Source organism: Coleofasciculus sp. C1-SOL-03, from assembly GCF_040220555.1.
In the GTDB taxonomy this organism is placed as follows: Bacteria; Cyanobacteriota; Cyanobacteriia; order Cyanobacteriales; family Coleofasciculaceae; genus Coleofasciculus.
Map to the genome: position 1 here is coordinate 1 of NZ_JAVJUO010000078.1, position 19,185 is coordinate 19,185.

A 19,185-nucleotide genomic window follows, 5' to 3' on the forward strand; every position below is an offset into this window, starting at 1 on the left:
CAACAATCCTGTCGCCTTCAGCTTGCAGGCGAAGCCATTGAGTATGTTTCATTGTTATGATTTGAGTTAGTGTTTTTTAGCTAAGGGCGATTAGGCATAGACAATATGCGATCGCCCCTTCTCTATGGAAAGCTTTCTCAGGACTTACGCACGAGGCGATTGAAATCGCAGCTACACATAAGTTTGTACAGCCTCATGCTTAAACATGAGGGCAACGTGCTTCGTGTGAGAAACTACCCATAGAGGGATAGGGAAACAGGAAGTATGGGGACTTCCCTTATGCGTTTCCCTATCACTTGTGTTTGTTTATGGTCATTAAAGTGACCGAATGTCACTTTCCTAATAGGATGGTAAACGATAAAAACTCAGAACGCAACCCAGAATTGCCAATTCTTAAGGAAGTAAGAGAGCGACTGGGAATGACCCAGGAACAAATAGCTGACTGCTTGGGAATATCGCGCAGAACAGTCATCCGTCATGAAGCAGGCGAACGAGTCATAAAACTGAACTTTGCTCAGATCCGACGATTGAAAGAACTTCTCGAACAGGCGGGAATGTCAATTGATGACTTACCCGATAATATTGACTGAGGCGATATCAGTTCATCGGATGTCTCAAGACTCTAACTTGCCAACTCTTAGACAAGTTCGTGAACGCCTGAATATGACTCAGGAAGAATTTGCGCGTGAACTGGGGACAATAACCCGAACCATTGGACGTCACGAAAGAGGAGAACACAAGCTGAGGTTGACTTTGGGGCAAATCAAACGTTTGAAAGAACTTCTCGAACAAGCAGGAATGTCAATCGACGACTTACCCGACGATATCGATTGAGGCGGTGTCAGTTCATCCGGTGGCTCAAGACTAGACAGCAACAGGAATAGAGTAAGACTAAGAGAGGGTGTGCGATCGCACATCCAGTCGAATCTTTGCTGATCTGCCAAGACAAGCGGCGTGGTTGTTTGCAGCAGTTGAAACCATCGGCGCGAAAAGACGCAACAATCCTGTCGCCTTCAGCTTGCAGGCGAAGCCATTGAGTATGTTTCATTGTTATGATTTGAGTTAGTGTTTTTTAGCTAAGGGCGATCATGCACAAACAATATGTGATCGCCCCTTATTTCAGGCAAGGCTTAAAAGTAACTAGCCCAACCCCGCCGTGGAATCAATTCCACGGCTCATAGCTCAAGTCCATTGAAATGGACTCAAAGCCCCCTCAAGCTAGCCGCATCACCTGTTGCAGCATAAAGTTTCAGCGTCTGGCGCTGTCTTGATCCCTACACTTTGTAGAAAACCAAGTTTGCTATACGCTTCATAGAGTGAGGAAGGGGAAACGAAACAGGAAAACTACCTCCAGAAAGTTTCCCCATCCAGGCTCATGTTGTTTAACTCTACAAGTTGTAGAGTCACCTAAGATGGTAAACGATAGAAATCAAAATATCAACCCCAAGGTGCCAAGCTTAAAAGAAATTCGCCTACGCTTGAGTTTGACCCAAGAGGAATTCGGGAAAGCACTAGGAATGGCAGCGAATACAATCAGCCGCCACGAACGGGGGCAACACAAAATTAGGTTTTCTGTGAGTCAGGTTAAACGCCTGAAAGAACTCCTAGAACAGGCGGGAATGTCAATCGATGACTTACCCGACGATATCGATTGAGACAATATCAGTTCATCGAGTGGCTCAAGACTAGACAGCAACAGGAATAGAGTAAGACTAAGAGAGGGTGTGCGATCAGCTTGAGGAGTGCGCTCCCTTGCATCGCGCTTTTTGGGATGGAGAATGCGATCGCGCCTCAATCCTGCCCACGTTACAAAACAATATGACTGTAGGGGCTTCCTGGCATACGCCCATCAAATTATCGTTTAGAACCGCAACCTTAGAGGGCGCAAGCCTTGCGCCCCTACCTAAATTGAATACAATGCTATTCTTGAGCGGTAGAAGTTACCGCATCCGCATCAAAAACCACTTCAAACTGTGCATCAGGCATCCACTTTGCCAGAAAGCGCTGGTGATTTTGGGCTTCTGTGCGACTGTAGAAGCGAGCAACCGTATAATGTTGAGCATTGGGCAAAAGCCTCACCAGTGTCCAAGGATAATGCTGTTGATTCCAAAAGCTATGGTTAGACTTGGGTGATGGTTCGGCTGTGCGCCCACATCCCCGATATCCCAAGATAGAATGAATCATCGCTAAAAGTCGCTCTCGCTGTGGCGTCCCATCATTGGGTAACAAACTCCACTCGTTGATTAGTGCGGGTAGCCAAGTTAACCGATAAGTCACTGAATCTTTGCTAATGTGCCAAGACAGGCGGCGTGGCTGTTTACGACAGTTGAACCCATCTGCACGAAAAGACGCAACAATCCTGTCGCCTTCAGCTTGCAGGCGAAGCCATTGAGAATGTTTCATTGGTATGATGATTGTGATTGTTTTTTGAGAAAGGGCGATCATTTGGCAAAAATGCAAAAATGCGATCGCCCCTTATTTATGGAAAATACGTATCCGGTGTTAAAGCCTTGAATTGGAACTCATCCTCTTTTCCATCACCTCCTAATCGGGCGTCGTGTGAGAAACTACCGATAGATAGGCAGGGAAACAGGAAGTGTAGGGACTTCCCTTATGCGTTTCCCCGTCAGCCTTTGGTCTCAACTGTGCGTTTCGCATAGTCACTTGATAAGATGGTAGAACATCCAAACTCAAATAGCAACCCTAAATTGACAACTCTCAAAGAACTTCGTGAGTACTTAGGGTTAACACAGGAGGAACTAGGACAAGCACTTGGGATAACGGCTAGTACTATCAGTCGCTATGAACGGGGTCAACATCAGCGCATTAAGTTCACTTTTTCCCAAATAAAGCGGCTACAAGCTTTATTGGAACAGGGGGGACTCTCAATCGACGACTTACCCGATGATATTGACTGAGGCGGTATCAGTTCATCCGGCGGCTCAAGACTAGGCAGCAATAGGGATAGAGTCCGACTGAGAGAGGGAGTGCAATCGCGTGTTTTGGGGTGAGTCCGTGCGATCGCTCCAAAAAGCTTTCCCTCGTTACCGTTGCTTTATAATCACAGGAGTCTAACCCTAATCTAGGTGCGCTAAAAATTCAATTGACTACTATTGGCTCCTATCAAGTAAAAGTCCAACTTCAATCTGCTGGTGAGCAATTGGCGGTGCTTGCTTCCGCTACAGAAAAGGATATGCCAAATGATTGGACATTCAACTGGTCGAGTTTGTGGCAACGCACTGACTTTGATTGTCAAAACATTGTCAAACTTGTTTATTCAGGTCAGGTTTGGGGTTTAGTTCGATATGGTCTCTATCCTTATCCTGGCACACCGAGATTCTTAGAAATAGAACAACTAGAGGCAAATCCTACCAGCCGAGGAGAAAGAACGGATCGACTGCTTGTACCTATTGGCAAATGGTTAATTTGGTACTCTACCAAAGTTGGGCTGCAATATTGTTCAGGATCAGCCAGTGATCCGTTAATTGTGTTGGTTTCTTTAGCTGGTGCAGTCGCCTATTATAGAAATGTGATTCAAATGGAGTATCTGGACGCTACAACAATCGCGCCCGGTGAAGATGGATATGCCTTCAGATTTTTACGAACAGCAGCAGCCACCTTCTGTCAAAGACATGAACGGGAATGGGGAATCCCAACCCTGCTTGAGTCGTGATCAAATCAGGGCGGGGACAAAAGTTGTTATGAATCATGCTCAACGGCAAGCTTTTCTCAAAACATCACCCCTTGGTCAGGTGTTCGGCGTTGCGGATTTGCTCCCTGAAGTTGAACAAGTAACGCAGGAAGCGCCGAAGGAGTATTCGCGGTCGAAACGTGTGAAGATATTGTTGGCTATAGCTAGAACCAAGGGGAATGTCAATCGACCTCAATTGAGGCGGTGTTTAGTTCATCGGACATCTCAAGGCTAGGCAGCAACAGCGATAGAGTACAACTGAGACAGGGTGTGCGATCAGCTTGAGGAGTGCGCTCCCTTGCATCGCGCTTTTTGGGGTGGAGAGTGCGATCGCGCCTCAATCCTTCCCACGTTACAAAACAACATGACTGTAGGGGCTTCCTGGCATACGCCCTTAAACCTATCGTTTAGAACCGCAACCTTAGAGGGCGCAAGCCTTGCGCCCCTACCCAAATGGGATACAATGTCACTCTTGAGCGGTAGAAGTTACCGCATCCGCATCGAAAACCACCTCAAACTGTACATCAGGCATCCACTTTGCCAGAAAGCGCTGATGATTCTGTTTCCCCGTCAATTTTTAGGTGGTCAACAGGAAAAGTTTTCCTATTGCTAGTTAAAATGGTAAATGATCAGGATTGGTTTTATGAATATTACAGCAGCATTGAATGAAATTGTATCTCTCAGCATTGAAGAGAGAATCCGTCTGGTACAAGCAATCTGGGATAGTATTGCAGCCGAGCAAGCCTATCCCGATCTAACAGAGAGGCAAAAACAGGAACTTGATCATCGAATTGATGACTATGAAATAAATCCGGACAATGTAATGACTTGGGAGGAAATAAAAGGATCGATTCAGGGGCAGTAATGAATTACGCACTGGTATTTCGCCCGGAAGTTCGTGAAGAGCTTAACGACGCATATCGTTGGTACGAGAGCCAAAAACGAGGACTTGGTGATGAGTTTTTGGACTGTGTGGATGAGATGCTAAATCGAATTTGTCTGATGCCAGAGTCTTATGCCATCGTATATCGTGATGTCCGGCGGGCAGTAGTGCGACGTTTTCCTTATGCCGTATACTATCGGATTGTATCAAGTCGGGTAATTGTGACGGCAATTTTTCATAGTCGGCGAGATCCCAAGTCGTGGCAGGCACGAACTTAACTTGGACTGGATAGAAACACAGATAGGGTAAGACTGATAGAAGGTGTGCGATCGCGTGTTTTGGGGTGAGTCCGTGCGATCGCGTGTTTTGGGATGAGGAGTGCGATCGCTATTTTTTTAGAGACTCTTGTTCCAATATTCTAACCCTGTCAAAATCACATCCTCTAACCACTGTTTGAAGCGCTCTATCAAATTGCTTTCGTCGTCAGCATAAGAAAACTGGAATGGAGAATCGGTTAACGCTTGAATCTCACTAATGTTCCGTTCACCTTCTTCTGTATTATCTCTATAGTACGCACAGGCAGAGCATACCAGCAAACCACGATACTCATGTCCCAGAACATGAAACGATAGTAAAATTGTCATTGATGTTTCTACATTAATAATCAACTGTATCCAACTATGATAATTACGAAGATTAGCAAAGTATCCTAACTGTTTAGCGGTCTCGACAACTTGGTAACGATGATAGTAGGAACGAGTGTCGCCAGCAGACGCCGTAACGGTAAACACTTCAGGTTCATCAACTAAAGCTTGAACAGATAGTTTGATTTCATTAGCGACATTTTGTAAGCGATTCGAGGCAATCTCAAATAAATTGGCAGCAAAACCTTCCACTTTTTGATTTCGCGCTTGCAGAGATTCTGATTGATTTTGCTTTAACTTTTCAGCAATAGAAGCAATAATTACCTGAGTCCGTCGTGTCTCCGATAAAACTTGCTCAGATAAACCAAGACTACGGATAAAAGCTTGCTTTTGACTCTTGGTAAATAGATTAATCAAGCCTTTCAAATCACCTTGATCAGCTTGTTCTAAAGCCGCAATATAAGCAGCACGATCATCACGAGTAAGAACCAGTGGGAACCATCCCGCCTGAATAAAGACTAAGCTGGCAAGACATCGAGCCACTCGACCATTCCCATCTTGAAATGGATGAATTTGAGTAAATCGATGATGCAACCAAGCTGATTCGATTTCAGGAGGAATCTTCTGGTTTCGATGGTGATGATGCAATTCAATCAATCTATCCATTTCCGATGCCACTTGTTCTGGAGGACAATACTCATGAATCGTCCCATTTAGCCGCATCGGATTATTCGGTTGTTGCTTCCAGTCACCTCGTATGAGACGAACGCGAATGATTTGCCCTGTCTGTGGAACTAATGCCTCTGTACTATCTTGGCTCTGCGTTAAAACCTGGTGTAATTGCTTGACATAAGATGTGGACAAACTTCTCTGCCCACCGACAAAATCAAATAGTCCTTCGATTGCCGTTTCTTGATCTTGAATTAAAGACACGACTTGTTTTACCGGACGATCTGTTGCTCCATGAGGAATCAGAGCTTCGTTAATTCCTTGTTCTATTAAAAGGCGAGTTATTCCTCGATCTATAGTGTATAACCGCTCAATAATTCCCGTTTCGATAGCTATCTCTCGGCGTAGCCTATCCATAAACGTTTTAAACTCACCCGATGTGCGAAGGCGTTCTGCTTGTTCATCCCAAACAGTGACTAAGGGGGGTAACTCAGAACTAGCCAAATTTTGCCAGTTTGATGGTAAATCTTCTATCGGTTGCCACTCCATCTTAAATGCGGCAATTCCCCTCCCGTTATACCGAAGGTTAGCGGGAGGGGAATTGCCGCCAACATTGAAATTGAGCGACAGCGAATCATTATTTTCAGGATTGATATTCATAGCCGTCTGCCTTGTGAATAGTTCTCAAGTATTTGGGATGTACATCAAACTTTTGTGTTGGCGACTGCAAGACAAAACTCGGTCTAAATCGAATCGCAATTCGACCAACATATTGACCTTCAAACTTACCTTTTTGAACATCAGCTTTAACAATATCGCCAGTTTGAAAACCCTGGAAATATTTGGCTGATTGAGCGTGAGCTTTAGGGAATCCGTACCTGTTAGGGCGACAACGCTGCCTATTTCCGTGTCCTTTCGCGGTAACTTTGAGAGGTTTAATGCCTCGAATTAATAATCGTTCAGGAGTAGATGTTCCCACACAGGCTGCATCGAAAGCGTGAGCTTTTTCAATCCCTCTGGTTTTACGATTGAACTTAGTGCGACCTCCAGAGCCTACTTCTACGGGTAAACCTGTTAGCTGAAGTCGTCTGTACAATTCCCATCGGGTAGCGTTAACAGCCGCAGCATCTTTAAGAGGTGTTTTGGCTTGAGCTAATACCCGTTTAAGGACTCCTGGCTTCTTTTTTAGGAATTCTTCAACGGGTCTGTTTTCTTTAGCTTGGTTGCAAGAATGACAACTAAGACAAAGATTGCTGACTCGGTTAGAGCCGCCTTTACTTTTTGCCAGAATGTGTTCAATCTCGAACGGAACGTTTTCAGCGCCACAGTAAGCACATTTTCTACCCCATTTGGCAAGAAGATACTCTTTAACCTCGAAGCCAAAGAGTTCACCTCGTTGGTACTCAACCCCGCTAATTTCAGGATTTTGCATTTGCTGAAGGTCAAACCTTACCAGTTCTTGAGAGATGGCTGAAATCGGACAGAGTTTTCTAATCCGTCGTACCCAAGTTTCAATGTTGGCAATCCGACTCTCCAGCGATGGTGGTAGCCATCCGGTTTTACGGGTTCTGTTTAAGAAACGAGGTTGGCGGTAACGGGTTTTACGGTTACGGCGTCCCCTTCTTAATGACCTGCGAGCTAAGAGGGAATCTTTAATTTGTTGCCCTCGGTGTGAGACTTCAATGGCGTTTGTTACACGTCCTGTTTTCTCTTGAACAACTGCAATACCCGTTACTTTGCTGCCAGGATCTATTTTGACCCGATGTGGGTGCGTGACCGATTCTTCAACGGTTCTGTCTTGCACGACAATGGTAAACGGGTATCGTCTGTATACTTTAGCCCTCCCTTGCGAGAGTAATTCTCTTGCTCTCGCTGGATGCGTTGGGTCAAGAGGCTGTAGATTTTTGTCTAGAACGAAGACTCGCATTACTTTGAGACTCTCATTGCTGGTAAAGTTTGCCTCGACAATGTTCAGAGTCGGTACACCTAGAAAGCACTTCCTTAACTCAACTACAGATGTTTAACTTTCTAGTTCTAGAGCTTAAAACTGGCACGCATTTTAAGGTAGGAACTTTAACTCTTGCTCTGAACGTAGGTTTGTTTCAAACCTTAGTCTGGTCAACTAGAGCCTGTTTTTACAAGCTCCCGCTATAGTTCGTTAGAACTTAGCGGTGAGTTGTTGACAAGTGAACCTAAATAGTATAACGCTGAGTAACTTGAGAGGGCGCAAGCCTTGCGCCCCTACCTAAAGGGTTTAGTTCGATATGGTCTCTATCCTTATCCTGGCACACCGAGATTCTTAGAAATAGAACAACTAAAGGCAAATCCGACCAGCCGAGGAGAAAGAACGGATCGACTGCTTGTACCTATTGGCAAATGGTTCATTTGGTACTCTACCAAAGTTGGGCTGCAATATTGTTCAGGATCAGCCAATGATCCGTTAATTGTGTTGGTCTCTTTAGCTGGTGCAGTCGCCCATTATAGAAATGTGATTCAAATGGAGTATCTGGACGCTGTAACAATCGCGCCCGGTGAAGATGGATATGCCTTCAGATTTTTACGAACAGCAGCAGCCACCTTCTGTCAAAGACATGAACGGGAATGGGGAATCCCAACCCTGCTTGAGTCGTGATCAAATCAGGGCGGGGACAGAAGTTGTTATGAATCATGCTCAACGGCAAGCTTTTCTCAAAACATCACCCCTTGGTCAGGTGTTCGGTGTTGCGGATTTGCTTCCTGAAGTTGAACAAGTAACACAGGAAGCGTCGAAGGAGTCTTCACGGTCGAAACGTGTGAAGATTTGTTGGCTATAGCTAGAACCAAGGGGAATGTCAATCGACCTCAATTGAGGCGGTGTCTAGTTTATCAGGTGTCTCAAGGCTAGGCAGCAACAGCGATAGAGTAAAACTGAGACAGGGTGGGCGACTCGTGTTTTGGGGTGAGGAATGCGATCGCCTCTCTAATCAGATTCAGTTTTGAGCCACTTCGCTGAGTGCTTCATGAATCACATCATCACTCACGCCGCGACGCTTTAAACTAGCAATTAAAGCAGAAACCGTATCTCCTTCTAATCGCTCAAGATCAGCTCGTAACCCCTGACCAATATAGGCACGAATTAAGGGTTGATAACCCGAAAAACCCAGTAATGGAGCCACCCGCTTGAGATCCTCGACCACATCTTCAGGAATGCGAATTGTGATACTGGTCATCGGACGGTTTTTATCCAATCGTTTTTTCAAGGCTTCAGGTTTCATAGTAGTCACGCTCCTTTCTCGTTGCTTTACGAGCCGAAATAATCCGAATCATGTCATCATCCCGCTCAATATGAACCACATACAGGAGATTCCAGCGTTTATCCAAACCAATGACAGCATCTCGCGCTTCATCATTGCGACTCGCATCAACGACAACTAAAAAGGGATCGAAGAAAGCTTCTGTAGCCTGTTGGAAGGTAACACCATCATGCTTGGCAGGATTTTGCCGCGCCTTCTGTTCATTCCAAACAAAGGTGATGCCGTTGAGTACGAAATATACGTCCATGCCTCTAAGTGTAGGCAGAATGTATTTACATCGTCAATACGCTGTTAACTGAGTTTATGGAAATGTCAATCGACGACTTGCCCGATGATATTGATTGAGGCGGTATCAGTTCATCTGGTGTCTCAAGACTAGGCAGCAACAGCGATAGAGTAAAACTGAGACAGGGTGGGCGACTCGTTTTTTGGGGTGGAGAATGCGATCGCGCCTCAATCCTTCCCACGTTACCAAACAATATGACTGTAGGGGCTTCCTGGCATACGCCCTTAAACCTATCGTTTAGAACCGCAACCTTAGAGGGCGCAAGCCTACGCCCGGGAAGCGAGGGACTACCTAACTTCCGCTTCCGCGCTCATGCTTCCTTGGGCAACAACCCCCAATTTGCCGCCCAAGTGCTGCGAATGCTGGAAACCTATAACACTCTGGAGCAAGCCGTGGGTTTACCCCCATACACCCCAGAAAGTACCCCTTGCTATCAAGTTGAGGGTAATGAAAAACGCATCGCTGAAATTGCTAGTCGGTTTCGTCGCTGTATCGGATTGGGAGAAGCACCGATTTTCAATTTATTTGACACGGTAGAAGAAATAGGCTTAAAAGTCCTGCGGGTTTCCTATCCGATTAAAGGTTTCTTTAGTTTAAGTGCCTGTAGTGATGCTCAAGGCGCTTTTGTCTTAATCAACAGCCATAACATTACGATAGAACGGCAACTGTTCACCTTAGCTCATGAAATAGGACACTTAATCTGTCATCGAGATGGGTACAAAGATACTCTGATCGAAGAAGGAACAAAGGAACAAGAAAAAGCACGGGAAAAAGTGGCTGACTGCTTTGCTGGTCATCTGTTAGTTCCCCAAGCAGAATTAGAGCGGATGTACCAGTTAACCACTAATATCGTTAAACTCAAACAACATTTTCGGGTCGGTTATCAAGTTATTTTGACCCGTTTGGCACAGATGGAAGTAATTGACTATGCCAAAGAAAAAGCCAAAATTTGTGCTGTCTACAAAAAGCAGCATAGCTCCTCGCTGAAAAATACAATGGAGTTACCGCCAGAACTCAAGCCAGAAGACTTTCCCGAAAATGAACGTTATCAACAATTAATTTGGCAAGCCCTTAAATCAGGCAAAATTTCTGAAATGAAAGCCGCTGAACTCCTCGATATAACAGTGGAAACGCTGCGGGTGTGTCGCCAGGACGCCGAGATTTATGCCATCTCTTAACAACAAGAATACATCTATTCGCGATGAATCCTATCGGCAATTTTTCTATGGCTGGTTGGAATGTGGCGAGAAAAGTGTCGTACTGGTAACAACGCGGGAACGGTTGAATTTGCCGCCGATTAAATGTCAATGGTTATCCTTACCGGGATTAGAACCTGTAGAAGGGGCGACGTTATTACAGACGTTGGGAATTCGGGGAACAGAGGAGGAATTAGTTGAGTTTTCCCAGAAGGTAGAGGGACATCCATTATTATTAACGCTGGTAGCTGGCTTTTTATTAGAAGAGGAAGAATTAGATCCACAGATTCAGTATTTACAGCGTTATGGGTTGGCGGATATCTCCTATTTATTAACCGATGAGAATTTAACCGGATTGCATCGGGGTACAGTTGATATCTGGATGCGGCGGGTGTTGGATGAGAGTTTTGGGCGAATTAGCCAGAGAATGCAGCAATTGATATTGGGAGTATGTGTTTATCGGATTCCCTTTAATTCAGCCATGGCGCTGGCACAAATGACCTCTCCCCCAACCCTTCCAACAATAAAAATTATTCCTTACTTCTCTCCTCTTGCAAGGGAGAATAAGAGAGGTGGAAAGGGGAGCAATATTAAAAGCAATATTCATACGAATTCTCCCTCGTTTCTGGTAATAAAATTTGAATTGGAAGAGTTAGGTTTTTCAAGTGTACTTAATAGTCAATTTCATCAAAAAGAAGAATCTGATCTCAAAAGCATTGAACAAGATTTGCGCCAGTTAGTGAAACGTTCTCTATTAAAGGAAGAAAGAGATGAAAATGGGGGGCGGTGGTTTAAGTTTCAGCCGTTGATTCAGGAATATGCGAAGTACAAGGCGAGAGATTTAACCCAGGCGCATCAACGGGCGATAAACTACTATCTTTTAAATCTTAAAAAGCGTCCGTGGCAAACACTAGAGGATGTAGCTGAATATCTGGAAACCTTCTATCATAACGGTGAAATCAAAAAGTATATTCCAGCGTTGAACATTTTGCGCTGCTGCAATGAGTTTTTAAGCTTGCGTGGGTATAGTCAGATTCAGGTTAAATTGTATAATCAATTAATTGAGGCATGGAATCGAAGCAAGTCAGATTGGGTATTTGGTGAATTACTGAGAGATTTGGGAAGTGCTTATTCTCATTTAGGAGAATACCAAGAAGCTATAGTATGCACGCAACAGTCTTTAGCCATATTTGAGGAAATAGGCGATTGCACTGATATTGCTATTTCTAGGCTGAACTTGGGTAATGCCTATTATTTTATAGGAGACTATAAAAAATCAATACAATATTCTCAGCAATCTTTAGCTTTCTTTGAAAACAACAGTAATTCTTTTCAAGATCATTGTAATTTACAAAAGTACATTGCTATTTGCCTGAATAATTTAGGGAATGCTTCGTCGTGTTTGTCATCACCTACGGCAATACAAAATGGCAATTGAAAATTATCAGCAGTCGTTGATGATTTTTCAAGAAATCGGAAATCGCCATGAGATTGCCAGAACTCTGAATAGTTTATCTCAAGCCTATTATCAATGCGGTAGAGTGAAGGAAGGATTTGCCACTGCGTATCAAGCCACCCAAATATTACAAGAACTTGAGCTTCCTATTGATTCTATGCCTTATCCGCAGTGGTTCAAATCAACAATTAAATTTGCTCAACGGGGTAAACTGCATCTAGCCTTGTGCTTCATCGCGGGATTAATCGCATTTCCTTTTGCCCTACTTACATTTACCACCCTAATCCTATGGCGAATCATTCGCGCCTTCGTTAAGCGTCCGCGTCAGCACTTATGAGAAACAATCGAACAGATAAACCACCTATCATATAATTTCCACCTACTTCTCCCCACCTCGACCAATTCCCCTCAATACTGCCAATTCCTCGGCGTACCTCTGCGTTTCCCTCTGCGTCCTCTGCGTTAAAAAAACATAATTTCGATACCGACACATCAGACATTATAAGGCACTAAAGTGCCTACTACAAACTATTTTAACCTGTCATTGGAGACTGAAGGGAAGAATCTCGCTAGATGTATTCGTAACATCTGGTTTCAGGTCATTCTATTTGATTCAGGGGATAATTTCAAAACTTTCACAATGTCGAGGTCGAAATAATCTAAAGTCACGCTGATCCAACGTTAATATTTTTGTACTCCCAAAGCGTTCGGCTACAGCCATAACACTTGCATCCACAAAATCAATCCTACTATCTGCATAGTCTGCCAATATTTCTGCCACCCGTTCTATGTCTTGCTCTGTCAAAGCAACTAAACGAAATCGACTGGCAGATAGTCCTCGTAAAAAACTGACTACTGTTGTTATTCCTGCATTACGCCCAACTAAATAAGCCACTTCTGCCAATACAGTTTGTGGTAATAAAATTGCCGATGTTTGGCTGAAGTAAATCGTCATCACACTTCTATGCATCGTATCTAAGCGATTCAACAGCGCAACAACAAACCCCGTATCAACTACGGCTGAGATTCTTTCCATGTCCACCCCGATTTTTCAGTAATCTCTTGTTGCAGGATTTCTTCTGAACGAGTGGCAAGATCACTCGTACTAGCAAATAGTCCCACTAACGGATCAGAGTCAACATTGGTATTCTCGATTGATGAGGGTGTTTTCTGCGATAGGTTAATTTGTTGACGAATCAACCTTGACAACGCTTCAATTAATTGCATTTTTTCATCAAGAGTGAGGCTGTCAGACAGACGGAGTACCTCGTTATAATTAGCCATAGAGTCTTTCCTTGATTAACATCCCTTTGAACACTTATTTTAGCCCATCCTAATGCAACTATTATTCATTCCATTCTTGTCTGAGTGAATTCTGGAATTCTAAACCATCCACACGCTTAGGCAAAAATCCCCGCCATTTTCCCAATTTTCCTCTTGTTTTTTCTGTGCCATCAAATAACCCTATTAATGGATCAGACTCAACATCAATATCCACGATGGATGAGGGCGTTTCCTGAGATAAGTTAATTTGTTGGCGAATTAACCTTGACAACGCTTCAATTAATTGCACTTTCTCATCAAGAGTGAGGCTGCCAGATAGACGGAGTACCTCGTTATAATTAGCCATAGGGTCTTTCCTTGATTCACATCCCTTTGAACACTTATTTTAGCCAAAATAGCCATGTAGGATAGGCAAAGATTGTCAACCGGAAAATGCCGATAGTATGGTGGGCATTGCCCACCAGCATACCAGTCAGTACCATGGGTTTGTCATCAGCGATGGGACTTGAATCGGGCGCAAGGATGGTGCCCCGACAAGGTGGTGAATAAACGGGAGCTTGTAACATCTCGTTACAATGGACTTGGCGCGATCGCACTCGACCTGCTGAAAATAATAAGGATAGAGTTAAGGGTTCCTCTAACCCTATACCCTCTACAATGATGAACGTCTGTTTCAAGGAGTCTCCGCCTCATGTTGCCATACGTCCTCGCGTTGGTTATCGGTCTTGGTAGCTTTGCCTATTACATGGCAGCATTCTTTTTTCCTGAAGTCCACCGCAAAAGCGACTTCTTCTGGAGTGGTGTAGGATTTTTCTACGCCCTCGTCTTGTGGGTATGTGCAGGGCGGATTACCGGGGCGGTACTCCTGAGTCAACTCGCCAGTGTATCCCTGTTGGGGTGGTTAGGCTGGCAAACTCTGATGCTGCGGCGACAGTTGGCTTTACCTGAAGCCCAAACCGAAATTTCGCCCCAAGTTCAGGAGAAAATAGCCAGTTCTGGAATTTTCCAATTGGCAAAAAATTTAGTGGTTCAACCCGTCGCCCGGGTGTTCCGTAAACAGCCAGTTACGCCAACCCCAGTCGCGACTACACCGGAACCAGCCACCGAACCAGCGACGCCAGAGACGGAAATCGCCCCAGCCAAAACGGAAATCGGCGAACCCTTCCCTGGGACAGTTACAGAGATAACCGAGGAGGTGCAACCACCATCAGCAGAACGTGATGTCCCCGTCGCGTCTCCCACAGAGGTAACGGAGGAAACCGCAGCAGAACCCGTAATGGCGGATATCACCGAACCGACTGAAGCCACAGAAACCGTGGAAACAACGCCAACTGAACGGGTAGAGAAAACAACGCCGCCAGAAGCGATAGGGGAATTTGTCCCAGACGAGTCTCCAGCCGAGACTCCTGTAGAAGAACAAACGTTAACCGAGACACCTGTAGCCGAGACGCCGACAGAAGCACAACCGTTAACTGAGACACCTGTAGCCGAGACTCCTGTAGAAGAACAAACACAACCCGCAAAACCAACCCCGAAACAAGCCAAACAACGCCAGGGAATTAGTGGCTTTTTCAATAATCTCTTGGGTAAAGGGAAATCCAAACCCGCTAAAACGAAGAAACCGCAAACAGCATCAGCGGATATTCCGCCCTCACCTGAACCAGAAATTCCTGCATCCAGTCAGCCAGATACCTCACTCCAGGAGTCCCCAACGCCGAGTCAGGATAGAGAAGAAACAGGCAAAGCTGAGGACAGCCTAACCGACGACACCCCAGAGGACACCCAAACCGTTGACACTACCTTAGGGGAAGAAACACCGCCACCGGAACCGGAACTCCGCCAAAATCAGGACACCCAACCCCCAGAAACTCCAGCAGAATCAACCACAGAGGTGACTCAAGCCGACGACTCCGAACAACTCATGCGCCCGAATCCGCCGGAACCGGAACAGGTAGACGCAGCGAACCAATCGGCTGAACCTGAATCCTCAGAGTCCCCGGAAATCCCAGTCGAAGACATTGCCCCAGAATCGCAACTATCGCCCCCAGCGGAACCAATAGGTGAGGGTGACCCCAAATCTCGCCCATCTTCTGGCGAAGTATCTCCAGGTTCGGAAAATCCTCCCAGTTAAGTTGAAACCAGGGCAAATTCTCACCATAATGTAGGGATAGATCCAATATCTTATTGTAAACAGGGATCATCGGGACGAATCCCGACTCCCCCCTACGTACAACCATTAACCCATAGGTCGAACTGTGACAGACGCTAAATCCTACAAAGACACCGTAAATCTGCCCCAAACCCAATTTAGTATGCGGGCAAACGCGGTCAAACGGGAACCGGAACTGCAACAATTTTGGCAAGACCAACAACTTTATCAGCGACTGTCACAGACGAATCCCGGTGATAGTTTCATCTTGCATGATGGTCCCCCCTACGCGAATGGGGCGTTACACATGGGACACGCCCTAAATAAGATTCTTAAAGATATCATCAATAAGTATAAGCTGCTGCAAGGGCATAAAGTTCGCTACATTCCTGGCTGGGATTGTCATGGCTTACCCATTGAACTGAAAGTCCTGCAAGCCATGGACTCCGAAGAACGCCAAGCCCTAACCCCGATAAAGCTGCGGCGCAAAGCCCGAAAATTTGCTCTGAAAACAGTTGATCAGCAACGCCAAGGGTTTCAACGCTATGGTGTATGGGGAGACTGGGATCATCCTTACCTGACCTTAACCCCCGCATACGAAGCCGCGCAAATTGGCGTATTTGGTCAAATGGTGCTAAAAGGCTATATCTATCGGGGAATGAAGCCCGTTCATTGGAGTCCCAGTTCCCAAACCGCCTTGGCAGAAGCGGAGTTAGAATATCCGGAAGGGCATACCTCCCGCAGTCTTTATGCCGCATTTCCCCTGACCAAAGCCTCCGACTCCGTGGAAGCAAAGCTAAAACCCTATTTAGTGGATTTGGGTGTCGCTATCTGGACAACCACCCCTTGGACAATTCCCGGTAACTTAGCCGTGGCGGTGAATCCAGAACTGACGTATGCGATTGTAGAAGTGTCGCCAAAATCAGCCAGTCAGGAGGCGGAGAAATCCTCTAAGTCATCAAGTAAGTCAAAGGCAAAAGGATTTGCGCCAACGCCAGCCGAGGAATCCCCAGAAGCAGAAGCATCAGCCGACTCAGACACGGAAGCCGAAGGGTTTAAATACTTAATCGTAGCGGCGGAATTAGTCGAACGCCTCTCTCAAACTCTGGATAAAGCCCTAACCGTCAAAACCACGCTGAAAGGACAGGAATTAGACCAGTGTACCTATCGCCATCCCCTCTTTGACCGGGAAAGTCCGATTGTGATTGGTGGCGATTACATTACCACCGAATCGGGAACTGGATTAGTTCATACCGCACCCGGTCATGGTCAAGAAGATTATATCGTCGGTCAGCGCTACAATTTACCGATTATCTCTCCCGTAGATGGAAATGGAGATTTTACCACCGAAGCGGGTCCCTTTGCCGGATTAAATGTGCTGCGGAATGCGAATCCAGCGGTGATTGACGCCCTGAAAGAGGCGGGTTCGTTCCTCAAAGAAGAAAACTACGTCCATAAATATCCCTACGATTGGCGCACCAAAGAACCAACAATTTTCCGGGCGACAGAACAATGGTTTGCGTCGGTGGATGGCTTCCGGGAAGAAGTGATGCAGGCGATTCAGTCGGTTAATTGGATTCCTCCCCAAGGCGAAAACCGGATTACTGCTATGGTGTCAGAACGTTCCGATTGGTGTATTTCGCGCCAACGGAGTTGGGGGGTGCCGATTCCGGTATTTTATGATGAGGAGACGAATGAACCTCTACTGACAGAAGAAACCATCGCCCACGTCCAAAAGATTATCGCTGAAAAAGGGTCAGATGCGTGGTGGGAATTGCCCGTAACGGAATTATTACCCGAATCCTACCGAAATAATGGTCGCACCTACCGCAAAGGAACCGATACGATGGATGTCTGGTTTGACTCCGGTTCGTCTTGGGCGGGAGTTGTGCAAGAACGTGAGGAATTATCCTACCCTGTCGATATGTACCTGGAAGGGTCAGACCAACATCGGGGTTGGTTCCAATCCAGTATCCTTACCAGTGTGGCGACAAATGGTTGTGCGCCCTATAAATCAGTATTAACCCATGGCTTTGTTCTGGATGAACAAGGACGTAAAATGAGCAAATCTGTGGGGAATGTGGTAGACCCCGCGACGATTATTGAAGGCGGGAAAAATCATAAACAGGAACCGCCGTATGGGGCGGATATGCTGCGGCTATGGGTGTCGTCGGTGGACTACTCAGTCGATGTTCCCATTGGTCAAGGGATACTGAAGCAGCTTTCCGATATTTATCGCAAGATTCGCAATACAGCGCGATTTTTATTGGGAAATCTGCATGATTTTGACCCGGCTAAAAATGCGGTGGCGTATGAACAGTTACCGGAACTAGACCGCTATATGCTGCACCGGATGACGGAGGTGTTTGGTGAGGTGACGGAGGCGTTTGACAGTTATCAGTTTTTCCGCTTCTTCCAAACGGTGCAGAATTTCTGTGTGGTGGATTTGTCCAACTTTTATTTAGATATTGCCAAGGATCGTTTGTATATCAGTCATCCGGATTCGGTACGACGCCGCAGTTGTCAGACGGTATTAGCGATCGCACTGGAAAATTTAGCTCGATCGATTGCGCCTGTATTATGCCATACCGCAGAAGATATCTGGCAATATCTGCCTTATCCCACTCCCTATAAATCGGTGTTTGAGTCGGGATGGGTGCAGTTAGATGAAACCTGGAAAAAGCCAGAATTAGTCGAAAAATGGACAAGGTTACGTAATATCCGCACCGAGGTGAATAAGGTGTTAGAACAAGCTAGGGCAGAGAAGATGATCGGTTCTTCTTTAGAAGCAAAAGTCTTGCTTCATGTCCCCGATACGCAATTACGCCAACAGTTGCGGAAATTAAACCCCAGTGGGATTCCGCGCCTGTGGTTGCAAACCCCGAAACCGGAACTGATGGTGATGGCGGAGGAACCAAAAGCATCACCACCTCCTGAAATGCTGTCCTCAGAGACAGGGGAACAAGAGTGGAATATTAATCAAATTCTGTTCACTGTCTTAACGACACTACGCCAGGTGTTCAGCGAAAATCAGCGCGTATGGTTAACGGTGGGAGTCGTGGTAGCGGTACCGATTACCTTAAAAGTAACCGCAACAGTATTAGCTTCAATCGCACGTCTGCCTTTAGTTGCTGATATCTTACAATTGGTAGGAGTAGGCTACAGTGCTTGGTTTATCAATCGCTATTTACTCCGCGCCCCCAATCGGCAAGAATTAGCAGAAAAAGCGCGATCGCTAAAAACCGAGGTATTGGGTGAAGCTTCTGTTCAACCGGAACCCGAAACGGTGGAACCTGAAGCCGAACCTCCAGCACCAGTACAACCGCAACCCCAACCCAAAATTCTAGGGGAACGGTTTACGGTTCTCAGTAACGGGGTGGATGAGTTGCGCTATCTATTTTTAGCCTCCCAAGTTGAGGTGTTAGATACCCCGGATGCGCTTGAAAATGCTGACTATCGCAGTCAGTCGGAACAGGTTTGGGTAGGAGTTGTCAAAGCTGAAGGCGAAAAGTGCGATCGTTGCTGGAACTATTCTCCGTTTGTGGGTAAAATTATCGAACATCCCACGATTTGCGAACGCTGTCGGGCGGCGTTGGCGGGTCAATGGTAAAGGATTTGTTCTTGGTTATTCGTT

General features: G+C 45.8%; 24 protein-coding genes. 14 read left to right on the top strand and 10 right to left on the bottom strand.

Annotated features, from left to right (window positions below; all coding sequences use genetic code 11):
- Nucleotides 1-347 precede the first annotated feature (347 nt).
- Together RIE73_RS13565 and RIE73_RS13570 are read left to right on the top strand one after the other, a co-directional pair.
- Nucleotides 348-590, top strand: a complete 243-nt coding sequence (locus RIE73_RS13565) for a helix-turn-helix transcriptional regulator (RefSeq protein ID WP_446373621.1) — start codon at nucleotides 348-350, stop codon at nucleotides 588-590.
- Between the two features lie 19 nt (nucleotides 591-609).
- Nucleotides 610-834, top strand: a complete 225-nt coding sequence (locus RIE73_RS13570; protein WP_446401676.1) for a helix-turn-helix transcriptional regulator — start codon at nucleotides 610-612, stop codon at nucleotides 832-834.
- 7 nt (nucleotides 835-841) lie between these two features.
- Here RIE73_RS13570 and RIE73_RS13575 read toward each other — a convergent pair whose 3' ends face one another.
- A complete protein-coding gene (locus RIE73_RS13575) occupies nucleotides 842-1,048 on the bottom strand; it encodes a hypothetical protein (protein WP_446401677.1) in 207 nt (68 codons plus the stop codon).
- Between the two features lie 364 nt (nucleotides 1,049-1,412).
- Between RIE73_RS13575 and RIE73_RS13580 the strand changes: the two genes are divergently transcribed.
- Nucleotides 1,413-1,655, top strand: coding sequence for a helix-turn-helix domain-containing protein (locus tag RIE73_RS13580; RefSeq protein WP_446401678.1), 243 nt, complete (start codon nucleotides 1,413-1,415; stop codon nucleotides 1,653-1,655).
- Nucleotides 1,656-1,920: 265 nt separating this feature from the next.
- On the opposite strand, the gene RIE73_RS13585 is transcribed toward RIE73_RS13580, so the two are convergent.
- Nucleotides 1,921-2,403, bottom strand: a complete 483-nt coding sequence (locus RIE73_RS13585) for a hypothetical protein (RefSeq protein ID WP_446401679.1) — start codon at nucleotides 2,401-2,403, stop codon at nucleotides 1,921-1,923.
- Between the two features lie 305 nt (nucleotides 2,404-2,708).
- Between RIE73_RS13585 and RIE73_RS13590 the strand changes: the two genes are divergently transcribed.
- The 5 genes from RIE73_RS13590 to RIE73_RS13610 all read left to right on the top strand — a co-directional run bounded on the left by RIE73_RS13590 (nucleotide 2,709) and on the right by RIE73_RS13610 (nucleotide 4,852).
- Nucleotides 2,709-2,918 (top strand): helix-turn-helix domain-containing protein, encoded by a 210-nt coding sequence (locus RIE73_RS13590; RefSeq protein ID WP_446394474.1) that lies wholly within the window; start codon nucleotides 2,709-2,711, stop codon nucleotides 2,916-2,918.
- Between the two features lie 185 nt (nucleotides 2,919-3,103).
- On the top strand, nucleotides 3,104-3,673 hold the full coding sequence (locus tag RIE73_RS13595; protein WP_446394472.1) for a hypothetical protein: 570 nt from the start codon (nucleotides 3,104-3,106) through the stop codon (nucleotides 3,671-3,673).
- A gap of 286 nt (nucleotides 3,674-3,959) precedes the next feature.
- Complete coding sequence (locus tag RIE73_RS13600; RefSeq protein WP_446401680.1) at nucleotides 3,960-4,304, top strand: hypothetical protein; 345 nt, start codon at nucleotides 3,960-3,962, stop codon at nucleotides 4,302-4,304.
- 30 nt (nucleotides 4,305-4,334) lie between these two features.
- Nucleotides 4,335-4,556, top strand: a complete 222-nt coding sequence (locus RIE73_RS13605) for an addiction module protein (RefSeq protein ID WP_446401681.1) — start codon at nucleotides 4,335-4,337, stop codon at nucleotides 4,554-4,556.
- Nucleotides 4,556-4,852, top strand: a complete 297-nt coding sequence (locus RIE73_RS13610; RefSeq protein ID WP_446361209.1) for a type II toxin-antitoxin system RelE/ParE family toxin — start codon at nucleotides 4,556-4,558, stop codon at nucleotides 4,850-4,852. The genes RIE73_RS13605 and RIE73_RS13610 overlap by 1 nt, the downstream gene beginning before the upstream one ends.
- A gap of 117 nt (nucleotides 4,853-4,969) precedes the next feature.
- On the opposite strand, the gene RIE73_RS13615 is transcribed toward RIE73_RS13610, so the two are convergent.
- A complete protein-coding gene (locus RIE73_RS13615) occupies nucleotides 4,970-6,436 on the bottom strand; it encodes a Fic family protein (protein ID WP_446401728.1) in 1,467 nt (488 codons plus the stop codon).
- Nucleotides 6,437-6,530: 94 nt separating this feature from the next.
- On the bottom strand, nucleotides 6,531-7,814 hold the full coding sequence (gene iscB, locus RIE73_RS13620) for an RNA-guided endonuclease IscB (protein WP_446401682.1): 1,284 nt from the start codon (nucleotides 7,812-7,814) through the stop codon (nucleotides 6,531-6,533).
- A gap of 616 nt (nucleotides 7,815-8,430) precedes the next feature.
- On the opposite strand from iscB, the gene RIE73_RS13625 reads away from it, so the two are divergent.
- Nucleotides 8,431-8,700 carry a hypothetical protein gene (locus RIE73_RS13625; RefSeq protein ID WP_446401683.1) on the top strand — a complete coding sequence of 90 codons (270 nt, stop codon included), beginning with the start codon at nucleotides 8,431-8,433 and terminating at the stop codon, nucleotides 8,698-8,700.
- Between the two features lie 156 nt (nucleotides 8,701-8,856).
- Here the strand turns inward: RIE73_RS13625 and RIE73_RS13630 are convergent, their stop codons facing one another.
- Nucleotides 8,857-9,141, bottom strand: a complete 285-nt coding sequence (locus tag RIE73_RS13630) for a hypothetical protein (RefSeq protein ID WP_446378306.1) — start codon at nucleotides 9,139-9,141, stop codon at nucleotides 8,857-8,859.
- Nucleotides 9,131-9,427: a BrnT family toxin gene (locus RIE73_RS13635; RefSeq protein ID WP_446378304.1), complete on the bottom strand. Its 297-nt coding sequence runs from the start codon at nucleotides 9,425-9,427 to the stop codon at nucleotides 9,131-9,133. The genes RIE73_RS13630 and RIE73_RS13635 overlap by 11 nt, the downstream gene beginning before the upstream one ends.
- A gap of 233 nt (nucleotides 9,428-9,660) precedes the next feature.
- Here RIE73_RS13635 and RIE73_RS13640 point away from each other — a divergent pair, with 233 nt between their 5' ends.
- From RIE73_RS13640 to RIE73_RS13650, 3 genes are read left to right on the top strand one after another with little or no spacing between them, the layout of a single operon-like run.
- On the top strand, nucleotides 9,661-10,644 hold the full coding sequence (locus RIE73_RS13640) for an ImmA/IrrE family metallo-endopeptidase (RefSeq protein WP_446401684.1): 984 nt from the start codon (nucleotides 9,661-9,663) through the stop codon (nucleotides 10,642-10,644).
- A complete protein-coding gene (locus RIE73_RS13645) occupies nucleotides 10,631-12,100 on the top strand; it encodes a tetratricopeptide repeat protein (protein WP_446401685.1) in 1,470 nt (489 codons plus the stop codon). Before RIE73_RS13640 ends, RIE73_RS13645 begins: the two co-directional genes overlap by 14 nt.
- Nucleotides 12,090-12,455 (top strand): hypothetical protein, encoded by a 366-nt coding sequence (locus tag RIE73_RS13650; protein WP_446401686.1) that lies wholly within the window; start codon nucleotides 12,090-12,092, stop codon nucleotides 12,453-12,455. Before RIE73_RS13645 ends, RIE73_RS13650 begins: the two co-directional genes overlap by 11 nt.
- A gap of 276 nt (nucleotides 12,456-12,731) precedes the next feature.
- Here the strand turns inward: RIE73_RS13650 and RIE73_RS13655 are convergent, their stop codons facing one another.
- The 4 genes from RIE73_RS13655 to RIE73_RS13670 form a co-directional block, all read right to left on the bottom strand.
- A complete protein-coding gene (locus RIE73_RS13655) occupies nucleotides 12,732-13,154 on the bottom strand; it encodes a type II toxin-antitoxin system VapC family toxin (protein WP_446401687.1) in 423 nt (140 codons plus the stop codon).
- A complete protein-coding gene (locus tag RIE73_RS13660; RefSeq protein ID WP_446401688.1) occupies nucleotides 13,133-13,402 on the bottom strand; it encodes a hypothetical protein in 270 nt (89 codons plus the stop codon). The genes RIE73_RS13655 and RIE73_RS13660 overlap by 22 nt, the downstream gene beginning before the upstream one ends.
- A 61-nt stretch (nucleotides 13,403-13,463) precedes the next feature.
- Entirely contained in the window at nucleotides 13,464-13,748 is a 285-nt protein-coding gene (locus RIE73_RS13665) for a hypothetical protein (protein ID WP_446401689.1), read from the bottom strand.
- A 34-nt stretch (nucleotides 13,749-13,782) separates the two neighbouring features.
- Nucleotides 13,783-14,079: a hypothetical protein gene (locus tag RIE73_RS13670; RefSeq protein ID WP_446401690.1), complete on the bottom strand. Its 297-nt coding sequence runs from the start codon at nucleotides 14,077-14,079 to the stop codon at nucleotides 13,783-13,785.
- Between the two features lie 14 nt (nucleotides 14,080-14,093).
- On the opposite strand from RIE73_RS13670, the gene RIE73_RS13675 reads away from it, so the two are divergent.
- Entirely contained in the window at nucleotides 14,094-15,533 is a 1,440-nt protein-coding gene (locus RIE73_RS13675; protein WP_446401691.1) for a Ycf66 family protein, read from the top strand.
- Between the two features lie 124 nt (nucleotides 15,534-15,657).
- On the top strand, nucleotides 15,658-19,161 hold the full coding sequence (gene ileS, locus RIE73_RS13680) for an isoleucine--tRNA ligase (RefSeq protein WP_446401692.1): 3,504 nt from the start codon (nucleotides 15,658-15,660) through the stop codon (nucleotides 19,159-19,161).
- Nucleotides 19,162-19,185: the final 24 nt, after the last annotated feature.

What these genes read in the sequence shown, in the direction of transcription:
- RIE73_RS13565 (WP_446373621.1), top strand. Translation starts at nt 348, where the DNA reads ATGGTAAACGATAAAAACTCAGAACGCAACCCAGAATTGCCAATTCTT.
- RIE73_RS13570 (WP_446401676.1), top strand. Translation starts at nt 610, where the DNA reads ATGTCTCAAGACTCTAACTTGCCAACTCTTAGACAAGTTCGTGAACGC.
- RIE73_RS13575 (WP_446401677.1), bottom strand. Translation starts at nt 1,048, where the DNA reads ATGAAACATACTCAATGGCTTCGCCTGCAAGCTGAAGGCGACAGGATT.
- RIE73_RS13580 (WP_446401678.1), top strand. Translation starts at nt 1,413, where the DNA reads ATGGTAAACGATAGAAATCAAAATATCAACCCCAAGGTGCCAAGCTTA.
- RIE73_RS13585 (WP_446401679.1), bottom strand. Translation starts at nt 2,403, where the DNA reads ATGAAACATTCTCAATGGCTTCGCCTGCAAGCTGAAGGCGACAGGATT.
- RIE73_RS13605 (WP_446401681.1), top strand. Translation starts at nt 4,335, where the DNA reads ATGAATATTACAGCAGCATTGAATGAAATTGTATCTCTCAGCATTGAA.
- RIE73_RS13610 (WP_446361209.1), top strand. Translation starts at nt 4,556, where the DNA reads ATGAATTACGCACTGGTATTTCGCCCGGAAGTTCGTGAAGAGCTTAAC.
- RIE73_RS13615 (WP_446401728.1), bottom strand. Translation starts at nt 6,436, where the DNA reads ATGGAGTGGCAACCGATAGAAGATTTACCATCAAACTGGCAAAATTTG.
- iscB (WP_446401682.1), bottom strand. Translation starts at nt 7,814, where the DNA reads ATGCGAGTCTTCGTTCTAGACAAAAATCTACAGCCTCTTGACCCAACG.
- RIE73_RS13625 (WP_446401683.1), top strand. Translation starts at nt 8,431, where the DNA reads ATGCCTTCAGATTTTTACGAACAGCAGCAGCCACCTTCTGTCAAAGAC.
- RIE73_RS13630 (WP_446378306.1), bottom strand. Translation starts at nt 9,141, where the DNA reads ATGAAACCTGAAGCCTTGAAAAAACGATTGGATAAAAACCGTCCGATG.
- RIE73_RS13635 (WP_446378304.1), bottom strand. Translation starts at nt 9,427, where the DNA reads ATGGACGTATATTTCGTACTCAACGGCATCACCTTTGTTTGGAATGAA.
- RIE73_RS13640 (WP_446401684.1), top strand. Translation starts at nt 9,661, where the DNA reads ATGACTGTAGGGGCTTCCTGGCATACGCCCTTAAACCTATCGTTTAGA.
- RIE73_RS13645 (WP_446401685.1), top strand. Translation starts at nt 10,631, where the DNA reads ATGCCATCTCTTAACAACAAGAATACATCTATTCGCGATGAATCCTAT.
- RIE73_RS13650 (WP_446401686.1), top strand. Translation starts at nt 12,090, where the DNA reads ATGGCAATTGAAAATTATCAGCAGTCGTTGATGATTTTTCAAGAAATC.
- RIE73_RS13655 (WP_446401687.1), bottom strand. Translation starts at nt 13,154, where the DNA reads ATGGAAAGAATCTCAGCCGTAGTTGATACGGGGTTTGTTGTTGCGCTG.
- RIE73_RS13660 (WP_446401688.1), bottom strand. Translation starts at nt 13,402, where the DNA reads ATGGCTAATTATAACGAGGTACTCCGTCTGTCTGACAGCCTCACTCTT.
- RIE73_RS13665 (WP_446401689.1), bottom strand. Translation starts at nt 13,748, where the DNA reads ATGGCTAATTATAACGAGGTACTCCGTCTATCTGGCAGCCTCACTCTT.
- RIE73_RS13675 (WP_446401691.1), top strand. Translation starts at nt 14,094, where the DNA reads ATGTTGCCATACGTCCTCGCGTTGGTTATCGGTCTTGGTAGCTTTGCC.